At 65.2% G+C, this 19,014-nt stretch carries 18 protein-coding genes; 6 read left to right on the top strand and 12 right to left on the bottom strand.

Annotated features, from left to right (window positions below; genetic code table 11):
- Positions 1-160: 160 nt before the first annotated feature.
- Genes KFO72_RS36370 through KFO72_RS36360 form a run of 3 tightly spaced genes read right to left on the bottom strand, consistent with a single transcriptional unit; the run spans position 161 to position 4,271 of the window.
- The gene (locus KFO72_RS36370) at positions 161-1,549 is read right to left on the bottom strand and encodes a DUF6513 domain-containing protein (protein ID WP_225034115.1); all 1,389 of its coding nucleotides are present in this window, start codon (positions 1,547-1,549) and stop codon (positions 161-163) included.
- Positions 1,528-2,127: a flavoprotein gene (locus KFO72_RS36365; RefSeq protein WP_060607654.1), complete on the bottom strand. Its 600-nt coding sequence runs from the start codon at positions 2,125-2,127 to the stop codon at positions 1,528-1,530. The genes KFO72_RS36370 and KFO72_RS36365 overlap by 22 nt, the downstream gene beginning before the upstream one ends.
- A gap of 29 nt (positions 2,128-2,156) precedes the next feature.
- Positions 2,157-4,271, bottom strand: a complete 2,115-nt coding sequence (locus tag KFO72_RS36360; RefSeq protein WP_176054050.1) for a sigma-54-dependent Fis family transcriptional regulator — start codon at positions 4,269-4,271, stop codon at positions 2,157-2,159.
- 307 nt (positions 4,272-4,578) lie between these two features.
- Here KFO72_RS36360 and KFO72_RS36355 point away from each other — a divergent pair, with 307 nt between their 5' ends.
- Positions 4,579-5,049: a dihydroneopterin aldolase gene (locus tag KFO72_RS36355; RefSeq protein ID WP_060610383.1), complete on the top strand. Its 471-nt coding sequence runs from the start codon at positions 4,579-4,581 to the stop codon at positions 5,047-5,049.
- A 91-nt stretch (positions 5,050-5,140) separates the two neighbouring features.
- On the opposite strand, the gene KFO72_RS36350 is transcribed toward KFO72_RS36355, so the two are convergent.
- From KFO72_RS36350 to KFO72_RS36310, 9 genes are all read right to left on the bottom strand, one after another.
- Complete coding sequence (locus KFO72_RS36350) at positions 5,141-5,545, bottom strand: hypothetical protein (RefSeq protein ID WP_054931978.1); 405 nt, start codon at positions 5,543-5,545, stop codon at positions 5,141-5,143.
- A 131-nt stretch (positions 5,546-5,676) separates the two neighbouring features.
- Positions 5,677-6,186 (bottom strand): formaldehyde-activating enzyme, encoded by a 510-nt coding sequence (fae, locus tag KFO72_RS36345; protein ID WP_054931976.1) that lies wholly within the window; start codon positions 6,184-6,186, stop codon positions 5,677-5,679.
- 124 nt (positions 6,187-6,310) lie between these two features.
- The gene (locus tag KFO72_RS36340; protein ID WP_225034114.1) at positions 6,311-7,192 is read right to left on the bottom strand and encodes a triphosphoribosyl-dephospho-CoA synthase; all 882 of its coding nucleotides are present in this window, start codon (positions 7,190-7,192) and stop codon (positions 6,311-6,313) included.
- Positions 7,182-8,186, bottom strand: coding sequence for an ATP-grasp domain-containing protein (locus tag KFO72_RS36335; RefSeq protein WP_060607665.1), 1,005 nt, complete (start codon positions 8,184-8,186; stop codon positions 7,182-7,184). Before KFO72_RS36335 ends, KFO72_RS36340 begins: the two co-directional genes overlap by 11 nt.
- Positions 8,183-9,313 carry a methenyltetrahydromethanopterin cyclohydrolase gene (gene mch, locus KFO72_RS36330; RefSeq protein WP_225034113.1) on the bottom strand — a complete coding sequence of 377 codons (1,131 nt, stop codon included), beginning with the start codon at positions 9,311-9,313 and terminating at the stop codon, positions 8,183-8,185. Before mch ends, KFO72_RS36335 begins: the two co-directional genes overlap by 4 nt.
- Complete coding sequence (locus KFO72_RS36325) at positions 9,288-10,517, bottom strand: ATP-grasp domain-containing protein (protein WP_176054045.1); 1,230 nt, start codon at positions 10,515-10,517, stop codon at positions 9,288-9,290. Before KFO72_RS36325 ends, mch begins: the two co-directional genes overlap by 26 nt.
- A 33-nt stretch (positions 10,518-10,550) precedes the next feature.
- Positions 10,551-11,477 carry an NAD(P)-dependent methylenetetrahydromethanopterin dehydrogenase gene (locus KFO72_RS36320; protein ID WP_035995254.1) on the bottom strand — a complete coding sequence of 309 codons (927 nt, stop codon included), beginning with the start codon at positions 11,475-11,477 and terminating at the stop codon, positions 10,551-10,553.
- Between the two features lie 93 nt (positions 11,478-11,570).
- Positions 11,571-12,620: a beta-ribofuranosylaminobenzene 5'-phosphate synthase family protein gene (locus tag KFO72_RS36315; protein WP_225034112.1), complete on the bottom strand. Its 1,050-nt coding sequence runs from the start codon at positions 12,618-12,620 to the stop codon at positions 11,571-11,573.
- 194 nt (positions 12,621-12,814) lie between these two features.
- The gene (locus KFO72_RS36310) at positions 12,815-13,201 is read right to left on the bottom strand and encodes a 4a-hydroxytetrahydrobiopterin dehydratase (RefSeq protein ID WP_060607679.1); all 387 of its coding nucleotides are present in this window, start codon (positions 13,199-13,201) and stop codon (positions 12,815-12,817) included.
- Positions 13,202-13,576: 375 nt separating this feature from the next.
- On the opposite strand from KFO72_RS36310, the gene KFO72_RS36305 reads away from it, so the two are divergent.
- The 5 genes from KFO72_RS36305 to KFO72_RS36285 all read left to right on the top strand — a co-directional run bounded on the left by KFO72_RS36305 (position 13,577) and on the right by KFO72_RS36285 (position 18,920).
- The gene (locus KFO72_RS36305; protein WP_054931983.1) at positions 13,577-15,394 is read left to right on the top strand and encodes a methanol/ethanol family PQQ-dependent dehydrogenase; all 1,818 of its coding nucleotides are present in this window, start codon (positions 13,577-13,579) and stop codon (positions 15,392-15,394) included.
- Positions 15,395-15,600: 206 nt separating this feature from the next.
- On the top strand, positions 15,601-16,041 hold the full coding sequence (locus KFO72_RS36300) for a c-type cytochrome (RefSeq protein ID WP_060607681.1): 441 nt from the start codon (positions 15,601-15,603) through the stop codon (positions 16,039-16,041).
- Positions 16,042-16,130: 89 nt separating this feature from the next.
- Complete coding sequence (locus KFO72_RS36295; RefSeq protein ID WP_054931985.1) at positions 16,131-17,045, top strand: substrate-binding domain-containing protein; 915 nt, start codon at positions 16,131-16,133, stop codon at positions 17,043-17,045.
- The gene (locus KFO72_RS36290) at positions 17,042-17,866 is read left to right on the top strand and encodes a hypothetical protein (protein WP_225034111.1); all 825 of its coding nucleotides are present in this window, start codon (positions 17,042-17,044) and stop codon (positions 17,864-17,866) included. Before KFO72_RS36295 ends, KFO72_RS36290 begins: the two co-directional genes overlap by 4 nt.
- Positions 17,867-17,933: 67 nt before the next feature.
- Positions 17,934-18,920, top strand: a complete 987-nt coding sequence (locus tag KFO72_RS36285) for a LysR family transcriptional regulator (protein WP_060607689.1) — start codon at positions 17,934-17,936, stop codon at positions 18,918-18,920.
- The last annotated feature ends 94 nt before the right edge of the window (positions 18,921-19,014 follow it).

The raw sequence follows: 19,014 nt of genomic DNA, 5'->3' as shown, positions 1-19,014 counted from the left end.
CAAAGAAAAGTAGGTGCCGCCCCGCACAGGGGCGACGCATGAAGCACGCTAACAAATCGCGGATGCCAGCGCAAAGCCAAATCGCGGATGCCAGCGCAAAGCCAGTTCACGGATGCCACCGCATAGGCAAACGCAGCCAAACAACCCCCCCCAGCACCCGCTATTCAGACCCTTTCAACTTCGTCGTGCCAGGGGCACACCAGACCTGGAGGTCTTCAACAGCCCGTTCCACCTGACACCCCCAATCCAGCGCCTGATCCTGATCAAACCTCTTCCCCAGCCGCCAGGCGATCTCCGCCCGTGCCGTCTGCACGCCCATATAAAACGCATGCCCGCCATCATCCTGAAGCTTCAGATGCGGAAACAAATCAAACGGATCCCCTTCAACGACATGCACATCGCGGTTATAAACATGAATCCCATCCGTCGTGACCTGAACACGAAAATTAGGATCCCGCACCTGTGCGGCAAACGCAGCGATCTCATCAGCGTCATAGGGAAAAGGCCGCCTGGCATGTAAAGCAGACAAATCAGAATCGATACCTTTAGGCAGCACCTGCGCCTCATAAGCCGCATGCATGACACGCCGTGCAACGTCAGCCTCACGCACGGCACGCCGCGCATGCAGGCTAACGGAAGTGGTCAGCACAGCAGAAACGCGCAACTCAGCAGCAATACCGAGCAGCACCGCATTAATGCCACTCGTATCAGCTTCCGTCAGCTCGGTAAGATTTCCAACACCAAGCATGATGGCAACATCGGCATACCGCTCCCGCAATGCGACATACCGCGCGATAGAAGCAGCAAAGCCAAACGGAATCGGATCAAGAATAGGATCGGCCAGAAACGGCTTGCCACGCGCAACGAGCGCATCAATCGCCTGATGCAACGAAGCCATGTCATGCGGCTCGCGCGCAACCACAACCGGTGTCGACGATACTTCGTCAGCAACCCACAACGTGTCCACGTTGAGACTCATCAGATAATCGGCCCCCGCGCGCCCGCCGCGCAGAAGCTCATCCGTCACCATCGAATCCACGCTCACGCGATAGCCGCCATCCTTCAGCATCCGCACAGCATCCTCGAGATGCGGAAAAGGCGTATCAGGCAGACAGCCCACGTCAATCACATCCGCGCCTTGCTCCGCATAATGCCTCGCCCGCGCAGCGATTCCATCGAGATCGAGTCTCGGCGCATCGACGATCTCCGCAAAAATCTCCGTCGAGTAACGCGACAGATCGAACTTCCGCGCGGCCTGCCCGAAATGCAGCGGCAAATCCTTCGCCTCCTCCGGACCACGCTCGACGGGCAAGCCGAAATGCTCGCTCAACGCCAGAAGATCACCGCGACAGCGCCCCGGCACGATCATCCGGTCCGCGCGCAGCGGCAAAGGCACACGCCGGCGGATCATGTCGGCCGTCATCAGCGCGGCAACCTGCAAGCCGATCTCGCGCACCTCCCACGTGAATGGCGCGTTCGTCATGCCCTCCAGTACCTGCACGACGCTTTTTTCGGCAAGCCTGCCAGTCAGGAAGACGATGTGTTCCATGCAAGCCCGAGGTTCGACAGCCGTTCGCTCAATGCCGCGCGCAGTTCGTCGAGCGAGCGCGCAACGGTCGTGTATTCGATGCGCGCAAGCCGCTCGACATTCTCCAGCTCGATCGCGCGCGGACGCACTTCGACCCACTCGTGCGGGCTCTGCGTGATGACGCTCGGCTCGGTGTCGCACGCGAAAACGATGCCGGGCACGCATTGCTTGCCTGCCTGAGCATAAAGATTGGTCGGCAGCGTGTCGGAGATGCCGAAGGCGCATTTGGCAACCGTGTTGCTGGTCGCAGGCGCAATCACGACAGTGTGATAGAGGCCCTCGTAGAGCATGCCGACAGGCACGCTGCTCGCGCTGTTGTCGCGCATCACGCGAAAATGCTCGCGCAGCCTGGGCACGGGCCAACCGTAAAGCGGTAACACTTCCTCGCCGGCAGCGGACAGAAACAGATCGGCGCCCGGCAGCGCGAGCGCGATGTCGATCGATTCTTCCAGCATGTGTCCCGAGCCCGTGATGCACCACGCGAAGCGCGCGTCGGGGCGAAACACGCCAGGGCGGCGGGCGGGCGACGGTGCGCTCATACGCGGGTCATGTACGGATCATCTGTGAGTCACTTGCCGCACGCGTCGTCGACGGACGCCTGCGAGGCGTCGTGCGACAGCCGGATGTGCAGTCTGTGCATCTTCCGGTACAAGGTGTTGCGGCTGATGCCGAGCGTCTTCGCAACGTTGCTCACGTTCCAGCGGTGCTCGTCGAGCATCGCGAGCACCGTTTCGCGCTCCTTGATCTGGATCGCGTTGAGGGCGGACAGATCAGCCTCGTCTTCGAACGGCACGGCTCCTGCGTTTGCCTGTTGCGCCAACGGTCCCGCCGCCGAAGCGCGCGCGGGTGCGCCGCCCGCGCCGCGCATTTCATCGACGATCTCCGCCGGCAGATGCGCGCAGCGTATCTCCGGTCCGTCGCACAGCGCGATCGCCATCTGCAATACGTGCCGCAACTGCCGGATGTTGCCGGGCCACGCGTAGTTCGCGAGCGCCTGCCGCGCTTCGGCGCTGAGTTCGGGCGGGTCTTCCGATTCGCTTTCGAGTATGTGCTGCACGAGCGGCAACAGATCGGCGCGCTCGCACAGCGGCGGCAGGTTGATCTCGATGCCGTTGAGCCGGTAGTACAGGTCTTCGCGGAACAGGCCGCGCTGCACGAGATCGAGCAGATTGCGGTGGCTCGCGCTGATCAGCTGGAAATCGACCTTGATGGTGGTTTCGGCGCCGAGCGGCGTCACCTCGCGTTCCTCGATCACGCGTAACAGCCGCGCCTGCAGGGCCATCGGCATGTCGCCGATTTCATCGAGAAACAGCGTGCCGTTGTTCGCCTGCACGATCTTGCCGCGCCGTCCTTCGCGCTGCGCGCCCGTGAACGCGCCCGCACGATAGCCGAACAGCTCGCTTTCGATCAGCGTCTCCGGCAGCGACGCGCAATTCACCGCGACGAATGCGCCCGCCGCGTTGGGACTGATGCTATGCAGCGCGTTCGCGAACACTTCCTTGCCCGTGCCCGTCTGGCCTCTGAGAATGATCGGGATTTTCCGCTGGATCACACGTGCGGCCAGCTGGCTCTGCGCAGCCATGCGCGGATCGCCGAATTCCAGATGCGACAGCTTGTCGAGCCCGGCCGCCGGTTTCGCGTCGCGCGTCTCGCGCGCGCTTTTGGCGCGCGCAGTGATACTGCGGTTGATCGATACGTCGCTCCACTGTCCGCGCGCGCTCGTTGCCACGTGATTCGCGTTGCCGAACGAGGTCGCGTCGCGCGGCGTCTGCGCGATCACGAAGAAGCGGTTGCTGGCGTGCGCGCTGTACACGGTGATCGGATGGAACGAGCCGCGAATGCTGCGCGCAATCATGTCTTCGAGCGTCGCGCTGAACGCTTCTTCGATGCGCTTGCCGCACAGCTGGTCGGGCGAGCGAAGGTCGAGCTGGAACAGCGCGCTGCGATTGGCGGCGAGCACGATGCCGTCGTCGTCGACAGCGAGCTTGCCCGCGTGCAGCGTGCCGACGAATTCGGGGCGGCTATGGAAGTGGACCGTGTTGGCGCGCCGGTAGCGCGAGTCGATCAGCCGGTTCTCGATCATCTGCCGCGACATGCCGACCAGCACGAGCGAATGCTGCTGCAGCATCCGCGAGCGGCTCGTCACGTCGAGCACGCCGACTATCGCGCCGCGTTCGTCGAAGATGGGCGCCGCCGAGCAGGTGAGGGACGTATAGCGCGGATAGAAATGCTCATGCTGATAGATCGCCAGACATTCGCGCTCCGTCAGGCACGTGCCCATGCCGTTCGTACCCGCTTCGCGCTCGCTCCACACGGCGCCGGGGCGCAGGCCGTCGGCGGCCACGGCCTCGCCGAACGGCACCGACGACACCTGATGAACGATCACACCGTTGGCATCGACGAGTATCACCGCGAGTTCGGGGTCGGCGAGTTGCTGGTAGAGCGTAGTCATTTCCAGCTTCGAGCAGGCGATCAGATCGCCCGCCGCCTCGCGCCGCACGTTTAGCTCGTGCTGTGTCAGCACGGGGGGCAGCACGAACCGTCCGGGGTCCAGGCCGAAATCGACCAGGCAACGCGTCCACGACTGCGCGACGGAATGGCTCATCGAACACGAGGCGGGCTGGTTGTTGACGATGTTCAGTACATCCCGGACATGCGAATCGATGTCAACGAGCGATGACATTAGGGGCGTCTCCGATGCGTTCGGCTCGGTGTCCATCCAGTTGCCGATGGGCCCGGCCTGCGCTGTATGTAAGTGTTTCCCCGTGTGTTTCCCGATGTGCCGCGCGTCTCTCGCGCGCGTGAAAGAACTGCCGATATGTGGTTTGAATCTGTTCCAGGGCACTCAGCAAACACTGTACAACTCGTGTCGCGATACATCAATAAATAGTCGTACGAGTGTGGGCGAGTGCGCCTGCTTTTTGCTTCGCATCGACAGATTGCCGTAAAAACCGATGCGCCGCTCGCGCGCCTCAATGTGGAGCCCCTACATGGACCGTTTCAACCCGGGCAGCAGTCCCATCCATTTCACTGTCGTGTTGCCGTCCAGCGCGCGGCCTGCGCATGAGCCGGCAGAGCCGCCGCAGCGCGGCGCCGCGCTCGATATCGTGTATATCGAGGGCTTCGTCGCGCAGACGGTGATCGGCATCGATGCGGCTGAACTGCACGAGCGCCAGCCCGTGCAACTGGATCTCGCGATCGGCGTGCCGTCGCTGCGCGCGTGCGAGACGGACCGGATCGACGACACGATCAATTACGCGGCCGTGCGCGCCGAGCTGCACACGCTGCTTGCGACACACAAGGTGCAGCTTCTCGAAGCGCTGGCTGAGCAGATCGCCCGGCTGTTGATCGACAGGTTCGGCGCTCAGTGGGTACGCGTCAAGTTGTGCAAACCCGCAAAGTTCGACGATGTCGCCGCCGTCGGTGTGATCATCGAACGGCAGCGCGAGCGCGTTGAGTGATGCACGCGTATACCCGGCGTGTCCGTCGGCATTAGACGGGCACGTCGTCAGCGCAGCCGCAGCAGGCCTCGCATCAGGCCCCGCAGTTGCCCTATTTCGCCGCGGATGGCGTTGCCTTCGCGAGCCCGCACGCCTGATATGCCTCTTGCTGCAACGCACGATACTTCCTGGTCTGCGCCCGCGCCCGGTCGACGCGGAATTCATTGCCGCCTTCGCCGCCGAGCGTCGCGTATTTCGCGAACGTCATCTGCTCGACGTAGTCGTCATATGGCAGGGCGGCCGCAATCTTGTCGATGACGCACGAGCACTTGTAGACGTTGGCGAAATCATGGCCGTTGTCGTCCATGCAGCCGAGCACGTATTCGACGCGGCCTTGTGTCGGATAGTCGTAGCCGCTGGCGGGGGCGGCAGGATCGGCTGCCAGCGCGGAGAGCGGAAGCACTGCAACGCACGCGAACGCCGCGACGGCGAGGCGCGCGCGACAACGTGAGGTCATGTGGAAGCCTTTAGCGTAGGGTTCTGCATCCATCGAAGATCGAAGCAACACGTGCGGCGCAACGCGCGGCAGACCTTCGCGGCCCGCCGCGCGTTGCGCGCGCGACACTGCGTGTCATGCATAAGGCGCGCCTAGTTCGGCGCAAACGGGTGTGCAGCCGAGGCCTTCTTCGACACGACGTCGGCGGCGCTCGGCTCGCCCGCTACCGCGCGCTGCAGTGCCTCACGTGTGGCCTTGTAGTTGAACTCCTGGATCTTCTTGTCGTCGTCGGCTTCCCAGTGGATGAAGACGCCGACACAGACGAACAGGTCGTCGGCTTCGTCCTTCGGAATCGTGCCGTCTTCGACGCAATCCGCGACGGCGAGCGCCACGGCATGCTGCGCCGGACCGAACATCTGCACCGCCTGCTTCGCGCCCTTGATCGTCACCTTGTTGAACATCACGGTGTTGGGCTTGGTCAGCAGATTCGGCGCAACGACTGCGAGCAGCGACGTGAAGCCGTCCTTGTTGTTGGTGAGCGCGTGGCAGAAAGCCGATTCGGCTGCCGAGCCTCGCGGCCCGATGATCAGATCGATGTGGGCAACTTCATTGCCCTCGCCGATAAGCGACTCGCCTACCATTACGCGGTTGATCTTGGCCATGCTGTTCCTCCAGTGAATTGGGTCTGTCGACGTGTGACGAACTCGCGACGCGTGGCGACCAACCGCGCGTTGTTTGAGGGGGACGCACCGCGTTCCCGTGTAACAGGAACCATGCCAATCGAACTCAGGGACGCTCGCTCATGAAGCGCGAAGGGTCGAGCAGCGCGGCGGCGAACAGCGTTGCGACGCTCAGATCGGCGCTCGTGCCTGGGTTGACGCCTTGCGCCTTCAGTTCGGCGTCCCATCCATCGAGCCGGGCGGCGTGTTCGCCGCGCCATTGCACATGACGTTCGCGCGCCTCGCGCGTGACACTTTGCGCCACGGGCGCGCCATGCTTGCGCAGTATGTGCGAATCGGGCCACGCGCCGAGGAAGGTGAGAAAGACGTCAAGTGTGATACCCGTCGTCGTGCTGCAGTGCGATTTCGCGACCGCGTCGAGGCCCGTGCCGAAGATGCCGGCGAAACCGTCCGCGTATTGACGCGCGATGCTGTCGCGTTCGGCGGCCAGCGACATCGCCTCGCGCAGACCGACGGTGGGCGGCGCATGCACCGACTGCTCGGGGGCGTCGCCCAGTCCGCCTGGATTGGCGAGCGAGATCGCGCGATAGGCAGCGCGGGCGTCGTCGACGTCGAGGCGCGACAGCACGCTTTCAACGGATGTCTGCCAGCGCGCGGCGTCCAGTGGACTTGCAGTCGATACTGCTGCGTTCAAGGGTTCCAGCGCGGCGGCAAGCGGCGCGACCAGCAGCACGATGCCCAGGTTCGTATTGCATCCTGCGACGCGCTGCGTGCGCGTCACGGCATCGAGAATGCGCTCGCCGACGCGCGCGCCGCGCGCGAACAGCGCGGGCGCGGCGGCCTCGGCGCTGTCGATGAACTGCGCCGCCTGCATCCCGTGTCCCGCGCTCGCGATGCTGACATTGCCCGGCTTCGCCGTTTCGACATCGAGCCGGCACGCTAGCAGAAAGGCGGCGCGGGCGCGGCCGAGCAGATCATCAGCGTCCATGGAGCGGCACGGCGGGCAGCGGCAGTGTCGTAGCGCGGCTGGCCGCGAGCTTGCGGTCGAGCAGATCGTCGACCAGCGCCGCGGCGATATCGACGGTCGTCACCGATTGCAGCCCGCGCCATGCCGCGACGCCGTTTACTTCGAGCACCAGCGGCACGCCTGTTTCGCCCGGCATCGACAGGTCGGGAATCAGGTCGACGCCCGCGTAATCGAGCCCGAGCGCGGCTGTCGCGCGCTCGGCGAGACTCGCGAGCGCAGGGTCCAGCGCGGCAGGCTCGCAGCGCGCGCCGCGCGCGACGTTGTGAATCCAGCCGCGACCGCCCGTTCGCCGCATCGCAGCAACCGCGCGTGAGCCGATCACGAGCACGCGCCAGTCGTAGCTACCGGGCCGCGCGCGCGCACTGCCGACGAAGCGCTGCAGATACGCGACCTCGCTATAACTGCGCAGCGGCGGCAGCGGCGTCAATGCGCCGTTCGACGCGTTCGCGCCGAGCCGCCGCAAGCCCTTGCCCTGCGAGCCGAACAGCGGCTTGATCACGACCCGGCGCGCGGCCGCTGTCTCGCGCATCAGCACGCGCTGCGCGAAGGCCGCTGATTCCGTCGCCCACGCGGGCGGCGTCGGCACGCCCGCGCGATGCAGCAGAAAGCTCGTCATCGATTTGTCGACGCTGCGCTCGATGGCGCGCGCGTCGTTGTAGACGGGCACGCCGCACTCGCGCAGCGCGTGCAGAATGCCGAGGCGCAGCGTGACCTGCTCGAACGTGCCGCCCGCGATGCCGCGCACGAACACGGCGTCGGGCAGGTCGCGCGCGAAGCCCGGAATGGCGAGGCCAGACGGCGACCACGACGTGTCGATGCGGCAAGTCGCGAGATCGACGCAGCGCGCATCGACGCCGCGCGCGCGGAACGCTTTCTTGAGCCGACCCGTGTGCCAGCCGGTTTCGTCCGTCATGATCGCGACGCGCAGGCCGCTTGCCGCGGATGCGTCGCTCATGGCGCCCCCGGACTGGTGATGCCCGGCGTGCCGGGTTCGGCAGCGGAATCGCCGGCCGCCGGATCGCCGGCCGCCGGATCTTCGCCCGCAACGAACGCGTCGCCTTGCCAGAGCGCATGCAGCAACGCGCCGTCGAGCCGTCCGCCGCGATACGTCGTGCCGCTTTCGAGGCTGCTGACCCACACCTCGGCGGGTGCGAACAGCGACGGGTCGATCTGATAGAAGTCGTAATTGAACGACGCGAAAATCTCGGCGAATGGCCGCCCGTAATCGCGCGAATTCGACGACGGCAACTCGGCCGCCAGCCGCCGCGCGACGGCGTCGCGCGTCACAGTCAAATGCACGCGACCGCCGTAGAGGATCGCGTCGTTGGTGCGGCCCATCGCGGCGAGGCCATCGGGCGCGGGCGGCGGCAGCGGCGCCGTGCCGCTCGCTTCGACGATGTCGCCGAGCGGCACGCCGAGCACATGCGACTTGTGCAGCGCGACCTCGACCACGCGCGCGACGACCTGTACCGTCCCGGCGACAGACTGCGTCGGCGTGACGATCACGGTCAGCTTGCCGGGCGCAAGGCCGCAGTCGCCGACGATCTTTTCGAGTACCGCTTGCGGCGGCGGCTGGCCGACCTCCATCACCAGTACGCCTGCGTCATGCGCGTCGCGATAGCCGAGCTGGTCGAACAGCGTCTCCTTGCCGGCCAGCGCGCGCGCCGGTCCCGAGCCCAGCGAAAAGAACTTCTTGCCGTTGTTCTGTTCCTTGCTCGCGGACAGGCTCCAGCCCGCGTACTGGCTGCCGAGGCAGGCGAGCACGGGCGACGCCGTATGCACTTCGATCATCGCGGGCCAGAGCGGCTCGTGCTCGGCGCTGACGCGCGTCTCGATGCGGCCGAGGCCGCCCATGCAGATGCGCGCGATCGTCACGCCCGCCTCGATGCAGCCGGGCATCGCGACGCCCGCATCGACGATGGTCGGCCCGAACGGATGGCGCGACGCCGCGATGCGCAGCCGCGCCGCGTCCGCCAGCAGGTGCGCGACCAGCGGCGCGGCGAGCGCGTTGACGCTGGGCGCGTCGCGGGGGATGGGCGGCGGGTTGCCACCAGGGTCAGCCGTGTGAGTCGACGAGTTCATGGCAGGGTTCGGAGCGGGTTTCGATGCGTTGCAGAAGGCGTTGCGTCTGGTGTTGCAGCTCGCGTTGCAGGGCGGCGCGCCCACCCGATATCGAGCCCGTCACGAGCACCGTGCAAACGGGCTGGCCGGCTTCGATGCGCGTGCCGGGGTTCGGCACGTCGTGACAGACGGGATCGACGAACAGGGCATCGCTGAAGCGGCGCGTCACCGTGAAGGCGGCGGGCGCGAACACGACCTGTTGCGCGACGCGGCACTGCGGCGCCCCCGCGCGCGCGGGCGGCAGGCGGCCATGCAGGCACGCGTCGATATGCGCGGCGAGCAATCCGCGCGGCCACGCGTCGCGCCACGCGCGCTCGTACAGCGCCATCGTCGACGACGGCCGCGCGTTGACTTCGAGCACGCGGATCGCATCGCCGTCGAGCAGAAAATCGAGGCTGTTGAGTCCGCTCAGATTCGCGCGCGCGGCGATCGAGCGTACAGCGGAATCGATCTGCCGCGCGATGCCCGCAGGCAGATCGACGGGGCCGAGCGAACCCGCATGCAGATACGGCAGCGTGCCGCCCGTCACGCAAAGCTGCTCCGCGTAGCCGATCACGAACGCTTCGTGCTGCGCGGCGAGAAAGAGCGCCGACATCGGCAGTCCGTCGCTTATGCGCTGAAAGTAGCCGTCGCGCGCATCCGCTTGCTCCGCTGGACGGATATGCGTGCCGCCGCAGCCGTCGGCGGCTTTGTGCAGCCAGCCTTCGGGCCGCTCGGGCCGCACGAAGGCCACCTCGGGATGCGCGATGCGCAGTTCATCGAGCAACGAGAAAAAGCGCTTCGGATCGCGCACGGCCGCTGTCGCGTCGGCGTCGTTGCCGATCAGGCGCGGCAGTCTCGCCGTCTGCTGCAGCCAGCCGATGTGCGGCTCCATTCCGCTGCCAGCCACGTAGCCGATCAGCCTGGGCAGCCGCACGACGCGTTCGAGCGCAGCCTGTAGCTTGTCCCCGTCGATGGACAAGCCGCTGCCGCCCGTATCGAGCCACAGCTTCGCGTAACGGCGCGTGTCGCGGTCGCCGAACAGATCGAGCGCGGCCACCTGGTAACCGGCATGCGCGGCGGATTGCGCGAGCATGCGCGCCGACAGGCCTGTCACTGCGATGAACGGCGAGGACGTCGAAACGCGTGCGCGGGTATGGGCGGAACCGGCTCCATGGAAGGGCATCGCGTCGCCTCGTTTCGCTCGTGCGGCCGCGTGCTAGTTGCGCTCGGCGACGACCGCGCGCGCTTCGTCGAACGCTTCCGTGAAGCCGAAATACGCAGGCTTGCCCGCCGTGCGCATCCGCGTGAACAGGCGATGCTCGACCTGATACTTCACATTGCCGATTGCCAGCGCGCCGATGCCGATTGCATCGGGCCGCGCGGCGCCTGCCAGCGGCTTGCCGTCGTCCATCACGTTGACGCCCGCGATGCCTTCCGGCGGCACGGCGTTGACGTCGGCGGCGATCAGCAGGCGCGGCGCCTGCGCGAGATCGGCGGCGCTCATCACCTGGATGCCCGCCGCCGCCGTCGCGAACACGATGTCCGCGCGGGCGAGCGCGGCATGCAGCGTCTGCGGCGTGCCCGTGCCGGCGCCCGAGGTCTTGATGCCGAACCGTTCGTCGACGTCATGGCTCGCGCGTTCGGCGCGCGCGGCGTCGGAATGGCTCGCGATGGTCACATGCGCGCCGAGCGTCGCCGCGATGGCGGCCGTGATGCGGCCCACGGCGCCCGTGCCGCCGAGTATCAGCACGTGCTTGTCCTTCAGCTCTTCGCCGTGTTGCGCCTTCAGGTGACACTCGACCAGCGCGACGAGCGCCCCGGACGTCGTATATGCGCCGCTCGGGTCGGCGAACACGGAGACTTCGAACGGCGGCACCATGGCTTCGCGCGCGCGGTCGAGCATGTCGGCGGCGAGCATCACATCGCGCCCGCCGATAAAAATGCCCGTGCGCGACACGCCTTTCGGCCCGCGCGAAAAGATCGCGTCCTGGGTCAGTTGCACGACGTTGCGCACGTCGACGTCGCAATACGGCACGACGATCTGATAACCGGCGTCGGCGGCCATGTTGACGTCGAACGGGCTCATCTGCGGCGTCGGCGTGAACATGTGCAGGATGTAGGGCCTTTCAGTGGTTTGTGACATGGCGTCGGCTCGTTCGTAGTCAAAAGCGGGGCTTGCGCGACCGGTGTCGAGTACGGTTGCGTTCGATCGGTCGGCGGATTGCGGGCATCCGGCTCATTGGGCGTTGGCGCCGAAGCGCGGCTGCTGGACGGCATAGAAGCGCGCGCCGCAGTTGCGGCCGCGCGTCACCGAGCACACGATGCCGGGGTGTTCGCGCGTCGCCGCTCGGGCTGCCGCGAGCGCGTCGTCGGCGTGGCGCGAGCTCTGCACGAACGCGAAGCCCGTCGGGCCCCACGAGCTCTGCCCGACACCCGCTGTCTGGTTCGCCGCGATGGCCTGCAAGGCCGCCGCGACGGCGGGGCTGGAATAGACGCCGCCTTGCACGGGCGCGAAGTATTCGCCGATGGATTGCTGAACTTCGCTGACGCCGGCGGCGAACGCGTCGAAGTCGCCTTGCGCCATGCCGGGCAGCACGCGCATCAACAGCTGATGGCAGACGTGTGCGGCGAGTGTCTGCGGGAAGGGCGGCAGGGCGGCGAGGCCGCGCTTTTCGTCGTCGCCGTGCAGGCCTTCGCGCGTGGTGTCGTCGATCAGCACGATGCGCCAGTCGTCGGGAAATGGCTGGCGCGCGAGCAGCGGCGGCAAGGCGGCGCGCGTTGCTGTGCCCGCTATGGTACGTCCCGGCCCGCCGTCGACGAGCAACCCGCCATGATCGAAACCGAGCACGCCGATGCCGGAGCGCGCACCGCGTCCGAGGCGTTGCGCGAGTTCGGCCGTCGTCGCCGAAATCCCCACGAGCTGCGCATACGCGGTGCCGACCGCGAGCGCGAGCTGGGTGCCCGAGCCGATCCCGCAATGCGCGCGCGCTGCCTGTTCGAGCTGGACGGAAACGGGCGGCCCGCCATAGGCGTCGCGCAGCAGCGCGAGATAGCGCTCGATGCGCTCGCGTTGCTCTGCCGTGGTGGCGCCTTCGATCTGCGCGTCGTCGGCGGGCCGCGCGGTGACGCGCGTGCCGCATCCTTCGATGACCACGCCGACGCTGCCGAACGCGCGTCCAAGCGATCCGCCGGGATCGAGAAAGCCCATGTGGAGCCGGCCGGGCGCTTCAACGGCGATCGCCGAGATGGCAGGCAGTGTCGACGTGCGTTCGGATGACATCCGCATGCGAGAGCTTCCTTGTCGAGTCGTATGGGCGTGGGGCGGCGATCGAGCCGCACGGATAAAACGGCACAAGCCCGCGCGGAGCCGCCGCAGCGGCGCGGTTCCGGAGTCAGGCAAGAGCCGTACCACGCGCGACCCGGCGCGCGATCAGCCAATCTCGCCGCGCGGTCGAGGCCCGGGCCTTCGCGCGAACGGCGTCAGCTCTTCGGCGCGTCGTACTTGATGTAGCGGAAGCGCTGATCGTCGGCAGGCGTGCCTTCCAGCGGGCCGCCTTCCTTGCCCGGCTGCCACCCGATCACTTCTTCGATCTTGCGCGCGAGCGCGAAGTCCTTGTCGGTGATGCCCTTGGCGGAATGCGTCTTCAGCTTCACGACGACGAACGCATACGAGACCGTCAGATCCGGGTGATGCCACGCCGCTTCGGCAAGATGGCCGACCGTGTTGACCACCATCAGCGTGCCTTTCCAGCTTTCCGTGCGGTACTTGCGCCGCAGCCAGCCCTCTTCGAGATACCAGTGCTGCAATGGGCCTTCGAGCTTCTTCTGGATTTCCTCGTCGGAATACACGTGTTCGCTTTGTGCCATGACGGACCTCCGCTGGTGTCGAATGGTTGCTGATATGAAGAGCTTAGTGCCCCTGCGTGCTTTGCAAAGCCCGAATGCCGCCTGACTGCGTGCGCGCACCGGGCGCGGTCCGATGGTTTGCGTATCTGACACAGAATGTCCCGCCGCACGCGGCGAAGCGGAACATGTTGACGCCGCGGCGCCGCGCAGCGGCGTGTCAGCGCGTGCTGTAGCGACCGGCATGGAATATGCGATCCGCCGTCATACGCATGGGCCGGGCAATGGATCCGGCGCAGCAAAGACGTTACCTGCATCCAGCGGCGCGGCTGGAGCGACCCGGTAGCGTGTCATCGGTAACTGGACGGATTCAACCAGTATCACCCATCTGGAGGAGACATGAACGTACGCACCCTGGTTCTCGGACTGGCGGTGTTGGTTGCGACGGCGCTGAACTCGTTCCTGGCTTATGCCGATCCGCAGCTGGACTCGCTAATCAAGAACCCATCTAACTGGGCGGCGCAAGCAGGTGATTATTCCAATCACCGGTACAGCACGCTCAAGCAGATCAACGAAAGTAACGTCGGCAAACTGCAGGTCGCCTGGACGATGTCGACGGGCGTGTTGCGTGGTCACGAAGGTTCGCCTCTCGTGATCGGCGACACGATGTATATCCACTCGCCGTTTCCCAACAAGGTCATCGCAATCAACCTGAAGGACCAGACCTTCATCTGGCAATACGAGCCGAAGCAGGACGCATCGGTGATCTCCGTGATGTGCTGCGATACCGTGAACCGCGGGCTCGCCTACGGCGACGGCAAGATCTTCCTGCAACAGGCCGACACCAAGCTCGTCGCGCTCAACGCGAAGACGGGCGAAGTGGTCTGGAGCGCGCAGAACGGCGATCCGAAAGCGGGTGAAACCAACACCAATGCGCCGCACGTATTCGGCGACAAGGTGCTGACGGGCATCTCCGGCGGCGAGTTCGGCGTGCGCGGCCGTCTGATCGCGTACGACATCAAGACGGGCAAGGAAGCGTGGAAGGCCTATAGCACCGGGCCCGACAACGAGATGCTGCTCGACCCGCAACAGACGATGACCTGGGCAGACGGCAAGATGCAGCCCGTCGGCGCGGATTCGTCGATCAAGAGCTGGAAGGGCGATCAGTGGAAGCTAGGCGGCGGCACCACGTGGGGCTGGTATGCGTGGGACCCGAAGCTGAACCTTGTCTACTACGGCACGGGCAATCCGGGCACGTGGAACCCGACGCAGCGTCCCGGCGACAACAAGTGGTCGATGTCGATCTTCGCGCGCGACCTGAATACGGGCAAGGCGAAGTGGGTCTATCAGATGACGCCGCACGACGAATGGGACTATGACGGCGTCAACGAAATGATCCTCTCCGACATTTCGATCAACGGCAAGAAGACGCCTGCCATCGTTCACTTCGACCGCAACGGCTTCGGCTATACGCTGAACCGCGAGACGGGCGAACTGCTGGTCGCGCAGAAGTACGACCCGGCCGTGAACTGGGCGGACAGCGTCGATCTGAAGAGCGGCCTGCCGATTCGTAACGCCTCGTACTCGACGCAGAAAGCCGGTCCCGATCACAACGTCAAGGGCATCTGCCCGGCGGCGTTGGGTTCGAAGGATCAACAGCCGGCCGCGTTCGATCCATCGTCGAACCTGTTCCTCGTGCCGACCAACCACGTCTGCATGGACTACGAGCCGTTCGATGTCGACTACGTGTCCGGCCAGCCGTATGTGGGCGCGACGCTGTCGATGTTTCCCGGTCCGAACGAAAAGGGCGCGATGGGTAACTTCATCGCGTGGGATGCTTCGAAGGGCAAGATCGTCTGGTCCAAGCCGGAACGTTTCTCGGTGTGGTCGGGCGCGCTGGCGACGGCAGGCGGCATCGTCTTCTACGGCACGCTGGAAGGCTACATCAAGGCAGTGCGGATCAAGGACGGCAAGGAACTGTGGAAGTTCAAGACGCCGTCGGGGATCATCGGCAACGTCTTTACGTATCAGTATCAGGGCAAGCAGTTCGTCGGCGTGTATTCGGGCATCGGCGGCTGGGCGGGCATCGGCATGGCAGCCGGCCTGCAGAAGTCGACGGAAGGCCTCGGCGCCGTGGGCGGCTATCGCGAGCTGGCGAAGTACACCGCGCTCGGCGGCACGCTGTTCATCTTCGCCATTCCGGGCGGGAACGGCTGATACGGCCTGAAGCGTTGCCGCGGTTTTCAACAGCAGTTTCGCAGCAGCAGTGACGTAGCAGCAGTGACGTAGCCGGAGACGCCCGTACGCGGTCTTCGGCTCCGAACAGAAGTGGCGTGCGGCACGTTGCAGATGCGATGCGCCGCACGGCGGTCCGGTTGTGCATGAACAGCAGCTTCAATCGAAATGATTAGGGAGACGAACGCATGAAAGGCCGTGTTGTGCTGTCGCTTGCAGGCGCGTTACTGGCGTTGAGCGCTTTACCTGTTGTCATGAGCAATAGCTGGGGACAATCGTCTGACGCGCCTCCCCAGGCCCAGAAGGTTGCGTATAAGGTGGTCGACGGCAACAAGGTCGACAGCGATACGCTGATGGGGTGGAAAACCTGGCGCGCGCTCGCCTGCGAACGCTGCCACGGCGCGAAGCAGGAAGGCCTTGTCGGTCCGTCGCTGATCGATGCGTTCAAGACGCTCGACAAGAACGAGTTTCATCGTACGGTGTTCGGCGGACGTGTCGACAAAGGCATGCCCGATTTCAGTTCGAGCCAGATGATGCAGAAGAACTGGGAGAACCTCTTCGCCTACCTGAAGGGCCGATCCGACGGCTCGATCAAGCCCGGCGATCTGCAGGCGATCGATGCGAAGTGACGATAAAGTCGTGCGATGAGCATGACGTGCCGCGATGCCATGCATCGCATCGCGCCGCCAGTCGCATGACGCCAACCCGGGAGACCTCGATGACCGATCGCAGAAGTTCCGCCGTCCATGCCGTGTGTGCGATGCTGGCGCTGTGCTGGGCATGCGCCGGCGGGCCGTCCGCCCGGGCGCAAGGCGCACCTGCGCCGAATCTGCCGAACAACGACGGCGCGGACAAGGTGCTGCGGGTGTGCGCCGATCCGAACAACATGCCGCTGTCGAACGACAAGGGCGAGGGCTTCGAGAACAAGATCGCGGCCGCGATGGCCAAAGATTTCGGCTACAAGCTCGAATACACGTACTTCCCGCAGCGCATGGGCTTCGTGCGCCATACGTTGCGCGACAAGGTGGACAACAGCGATCAGTTCAAATGCGACCTGATCATCGGCGTGCCGCATGGTTACGACATGACGTCGACGACGCGACCGTGGCTGCATTCCACTTACGCGATGGTGTTCATCAAGCGCCCCGAGTTCGCGAACATCAACGCACCCGCCGATCTGTTGAAGCTGCCGCCCGATCAGCTGAAAAAGCTGAAGCTCGGCATTTTCTCGCAGACACCCGCCGTCGACTGGTTGCTGAACAACAACCTGATCGACCAGGCCGTGTCGTATCGCGCGCAAAGCGGCGACCCGAATGCGTTTCCGGGCGAGATGATCCAGCACGATCTGGCGCAGGGCAATGTCGACGTGGTGTTCGTCTGGGGACCGATTGCGGGCTACTTCGCGAAGCAGGCCAGCGATCGCGTGAAGCTCGTGCCGTTCCCGCCGCAGCCGGGCATCCGTTTCGATTATGAAATCTCGATGGGCGTGCGCTACGGCGAGAAGGCGTGGCACGACAAGATCGACCAGTGGATCGCAACCCATCAGGACACGATCGACAAGATTCTCGCCAGCTATGAAGTGCCGCTCTTGCCGCTCGCGAGCGCGCCCGTTGCGTCGGATGCGCCGAAATGACGGGCGCTTCGGCAGCGGACGCACGGCTTGGCACGCGTGCGTTCGCGATGCGTGGCGTGGCCGCGGTGGCGGCGCTCGTGTTGTGGCTGAACTCGCCGCACGCGGCGCGCGCAGCCGATGCCGCCAGCGCAGCGAGCGGCCCGAGCGCACCTGGCGCACCCGCCACGCCCATCGCGCCCGCCGAGAAACTGCTGTTTCTCACGCCGCATTTGCAGGGTGTCGCGTCGCAGACCGAGCTCGACTATTCGCTTGTCGTTTCCGCGCCGCCTGAGAAGCAGACGGACAGGGTCCGCGTACTCGTCGCGAGTGCGGGCAATGCGAACGGCGACGCCACCGTCAGCGATGCGAGCGGCAAGGTGCAGTTGCCGGACAACCTGCCGTGCAATCCGGTAATCCTGTATTTTCTCGAGCGCGATATCGCGGGGATGGAGCAGGCGACGGGCGGCCAGCGGCGCTATTTCCAGCAGCGCGTGCGGCTGGCGCTCGCGGCGTCGCCGGCCATTACGGACGCCACCATACAGGTCGACGGCAAGCCTGTGAAGGCGCGCAAGATCGTGATCCAGCCGTATCTGCACGATCCGAACGCGCAGCGCTTTCCGAAGTTCACGAGCAAGCGTTACACGTTCGTGCTCGCCGACGGCGTGCCGGGCGGCGTGTCCTTGCTGCGTACCGATGTACCCGGCGACAACGACGATTTCGCGCATCCGTTGAAGACGGAGTCGTTGAGCTACGAAGGCTCGCTGCGCAAGCTGTCGCCGCCTGCGCACGGCACGCCGACGTCGCCTGCGGCACCGCCTGCCGGACCGCGCGCGAGCCGCTGAACCGGTCGATATCGCTGCGTGGCGGCGGGCGCCTGCCGCCCCTTGTCACGCCCATGGACATTGCCACATGAACCTGATCCGCTCGCTGACGCTCAGGCAACTGCAGATTTTCGTGATCGCGAGCCGGCTGCCGAGTTTTGCGCGTGCGGCGGAAGAACTGCATCTGACGCAGCCGGCCGTATCGATGCAGATTCGGCAACTGGAGGAAGCGATCGGCATGCCGCTGTTCGAGCGGATCGCGCGGCGCCTCAGTCTGACGGAAGCGGGCGAGCGTCTGTCGCATCACGCGAGCCGGATTCTCGGCGAGATCAAGGATGCGGAAGACACGATGATTTCGCTGGCGCAGGCGGATAGCGGGTCGATCACGGTCAGCATCGTGAGTTCGGCGACTTACTTCGCGCCCAAGCTGCTCGCGCGGTATTCGAAGCAGTATCCGAAGGTGGATGTGCATTTTTCTGTCGGCAATCGCGAGACGTTGTTGCGGCTCTTGCAGGACAACGCGACGGATCTCGCGATCATGGGCAGGCCGCCGCCTGAGTTGGGGACGACGGCTGAGCCGCTTGCTTATCATCCGCATGTGATCATTGCGCCGGTTACGCATCCTTTGCGCGATGCGCGGCGGTTTGATTTACAGGAACTGGCGGGGGATACGTTTTTGTTGCGTGAGCCGGGGTCGGGGACGCGGGCGGTGGCCGAGCATACGTTTCGGCAGCATCTTTTTACACCTTCGCGGTGTGTGACGCTTGGGAGCAATGAGACTATCAAGCAGGCTGTGATGGCCGGGATGGGGGTGAGCCTGATTTCATTGCATACGCTTGGGCTTGAATTGCGGACGGGGGAGATTGCGTTGCTCGATGTGAACGGGACGCCCGTTGAGCGTACGTGGCAGATCGTGCATCTGGCTTCCAAGCAGTTGTCGCCGACTTGTGTCATGTTCAGGCGGTTTTTGCTTGAGCATGCGGAGCCGTTTCTTGAGGAGGAGTATTTTGAATTGGTCGGGGGGTTGTCGTCTGCGACGGCCAGGCGGGGGCGTTCGGCGAAAGTTGTGGTTTGAAGGGGTTTTTGTCTGCGACGCTGGGGGTGTGATTTGGGGTTGCGCTGGCATCCGCGTTACGTTAGCGTGCTTCACGCGTCGCCCCTGTGCGGGG

It is taken from the genome of Paraburkholderia sp. XV (genome assembly GCF_020177535.1).
Classification (GTDB): domain Bacteria; phylum Pseudomonadota; class Gammaproteobacteria; order Burkholderiales; family Burkholderiaceae; genus Paraburkholderia; species Paraburkholderia caribensis.
Note: the sequence above shows the minus strand (reverse complement) of the source record. Positions and strands in the feature narration are given on the sequence as shown.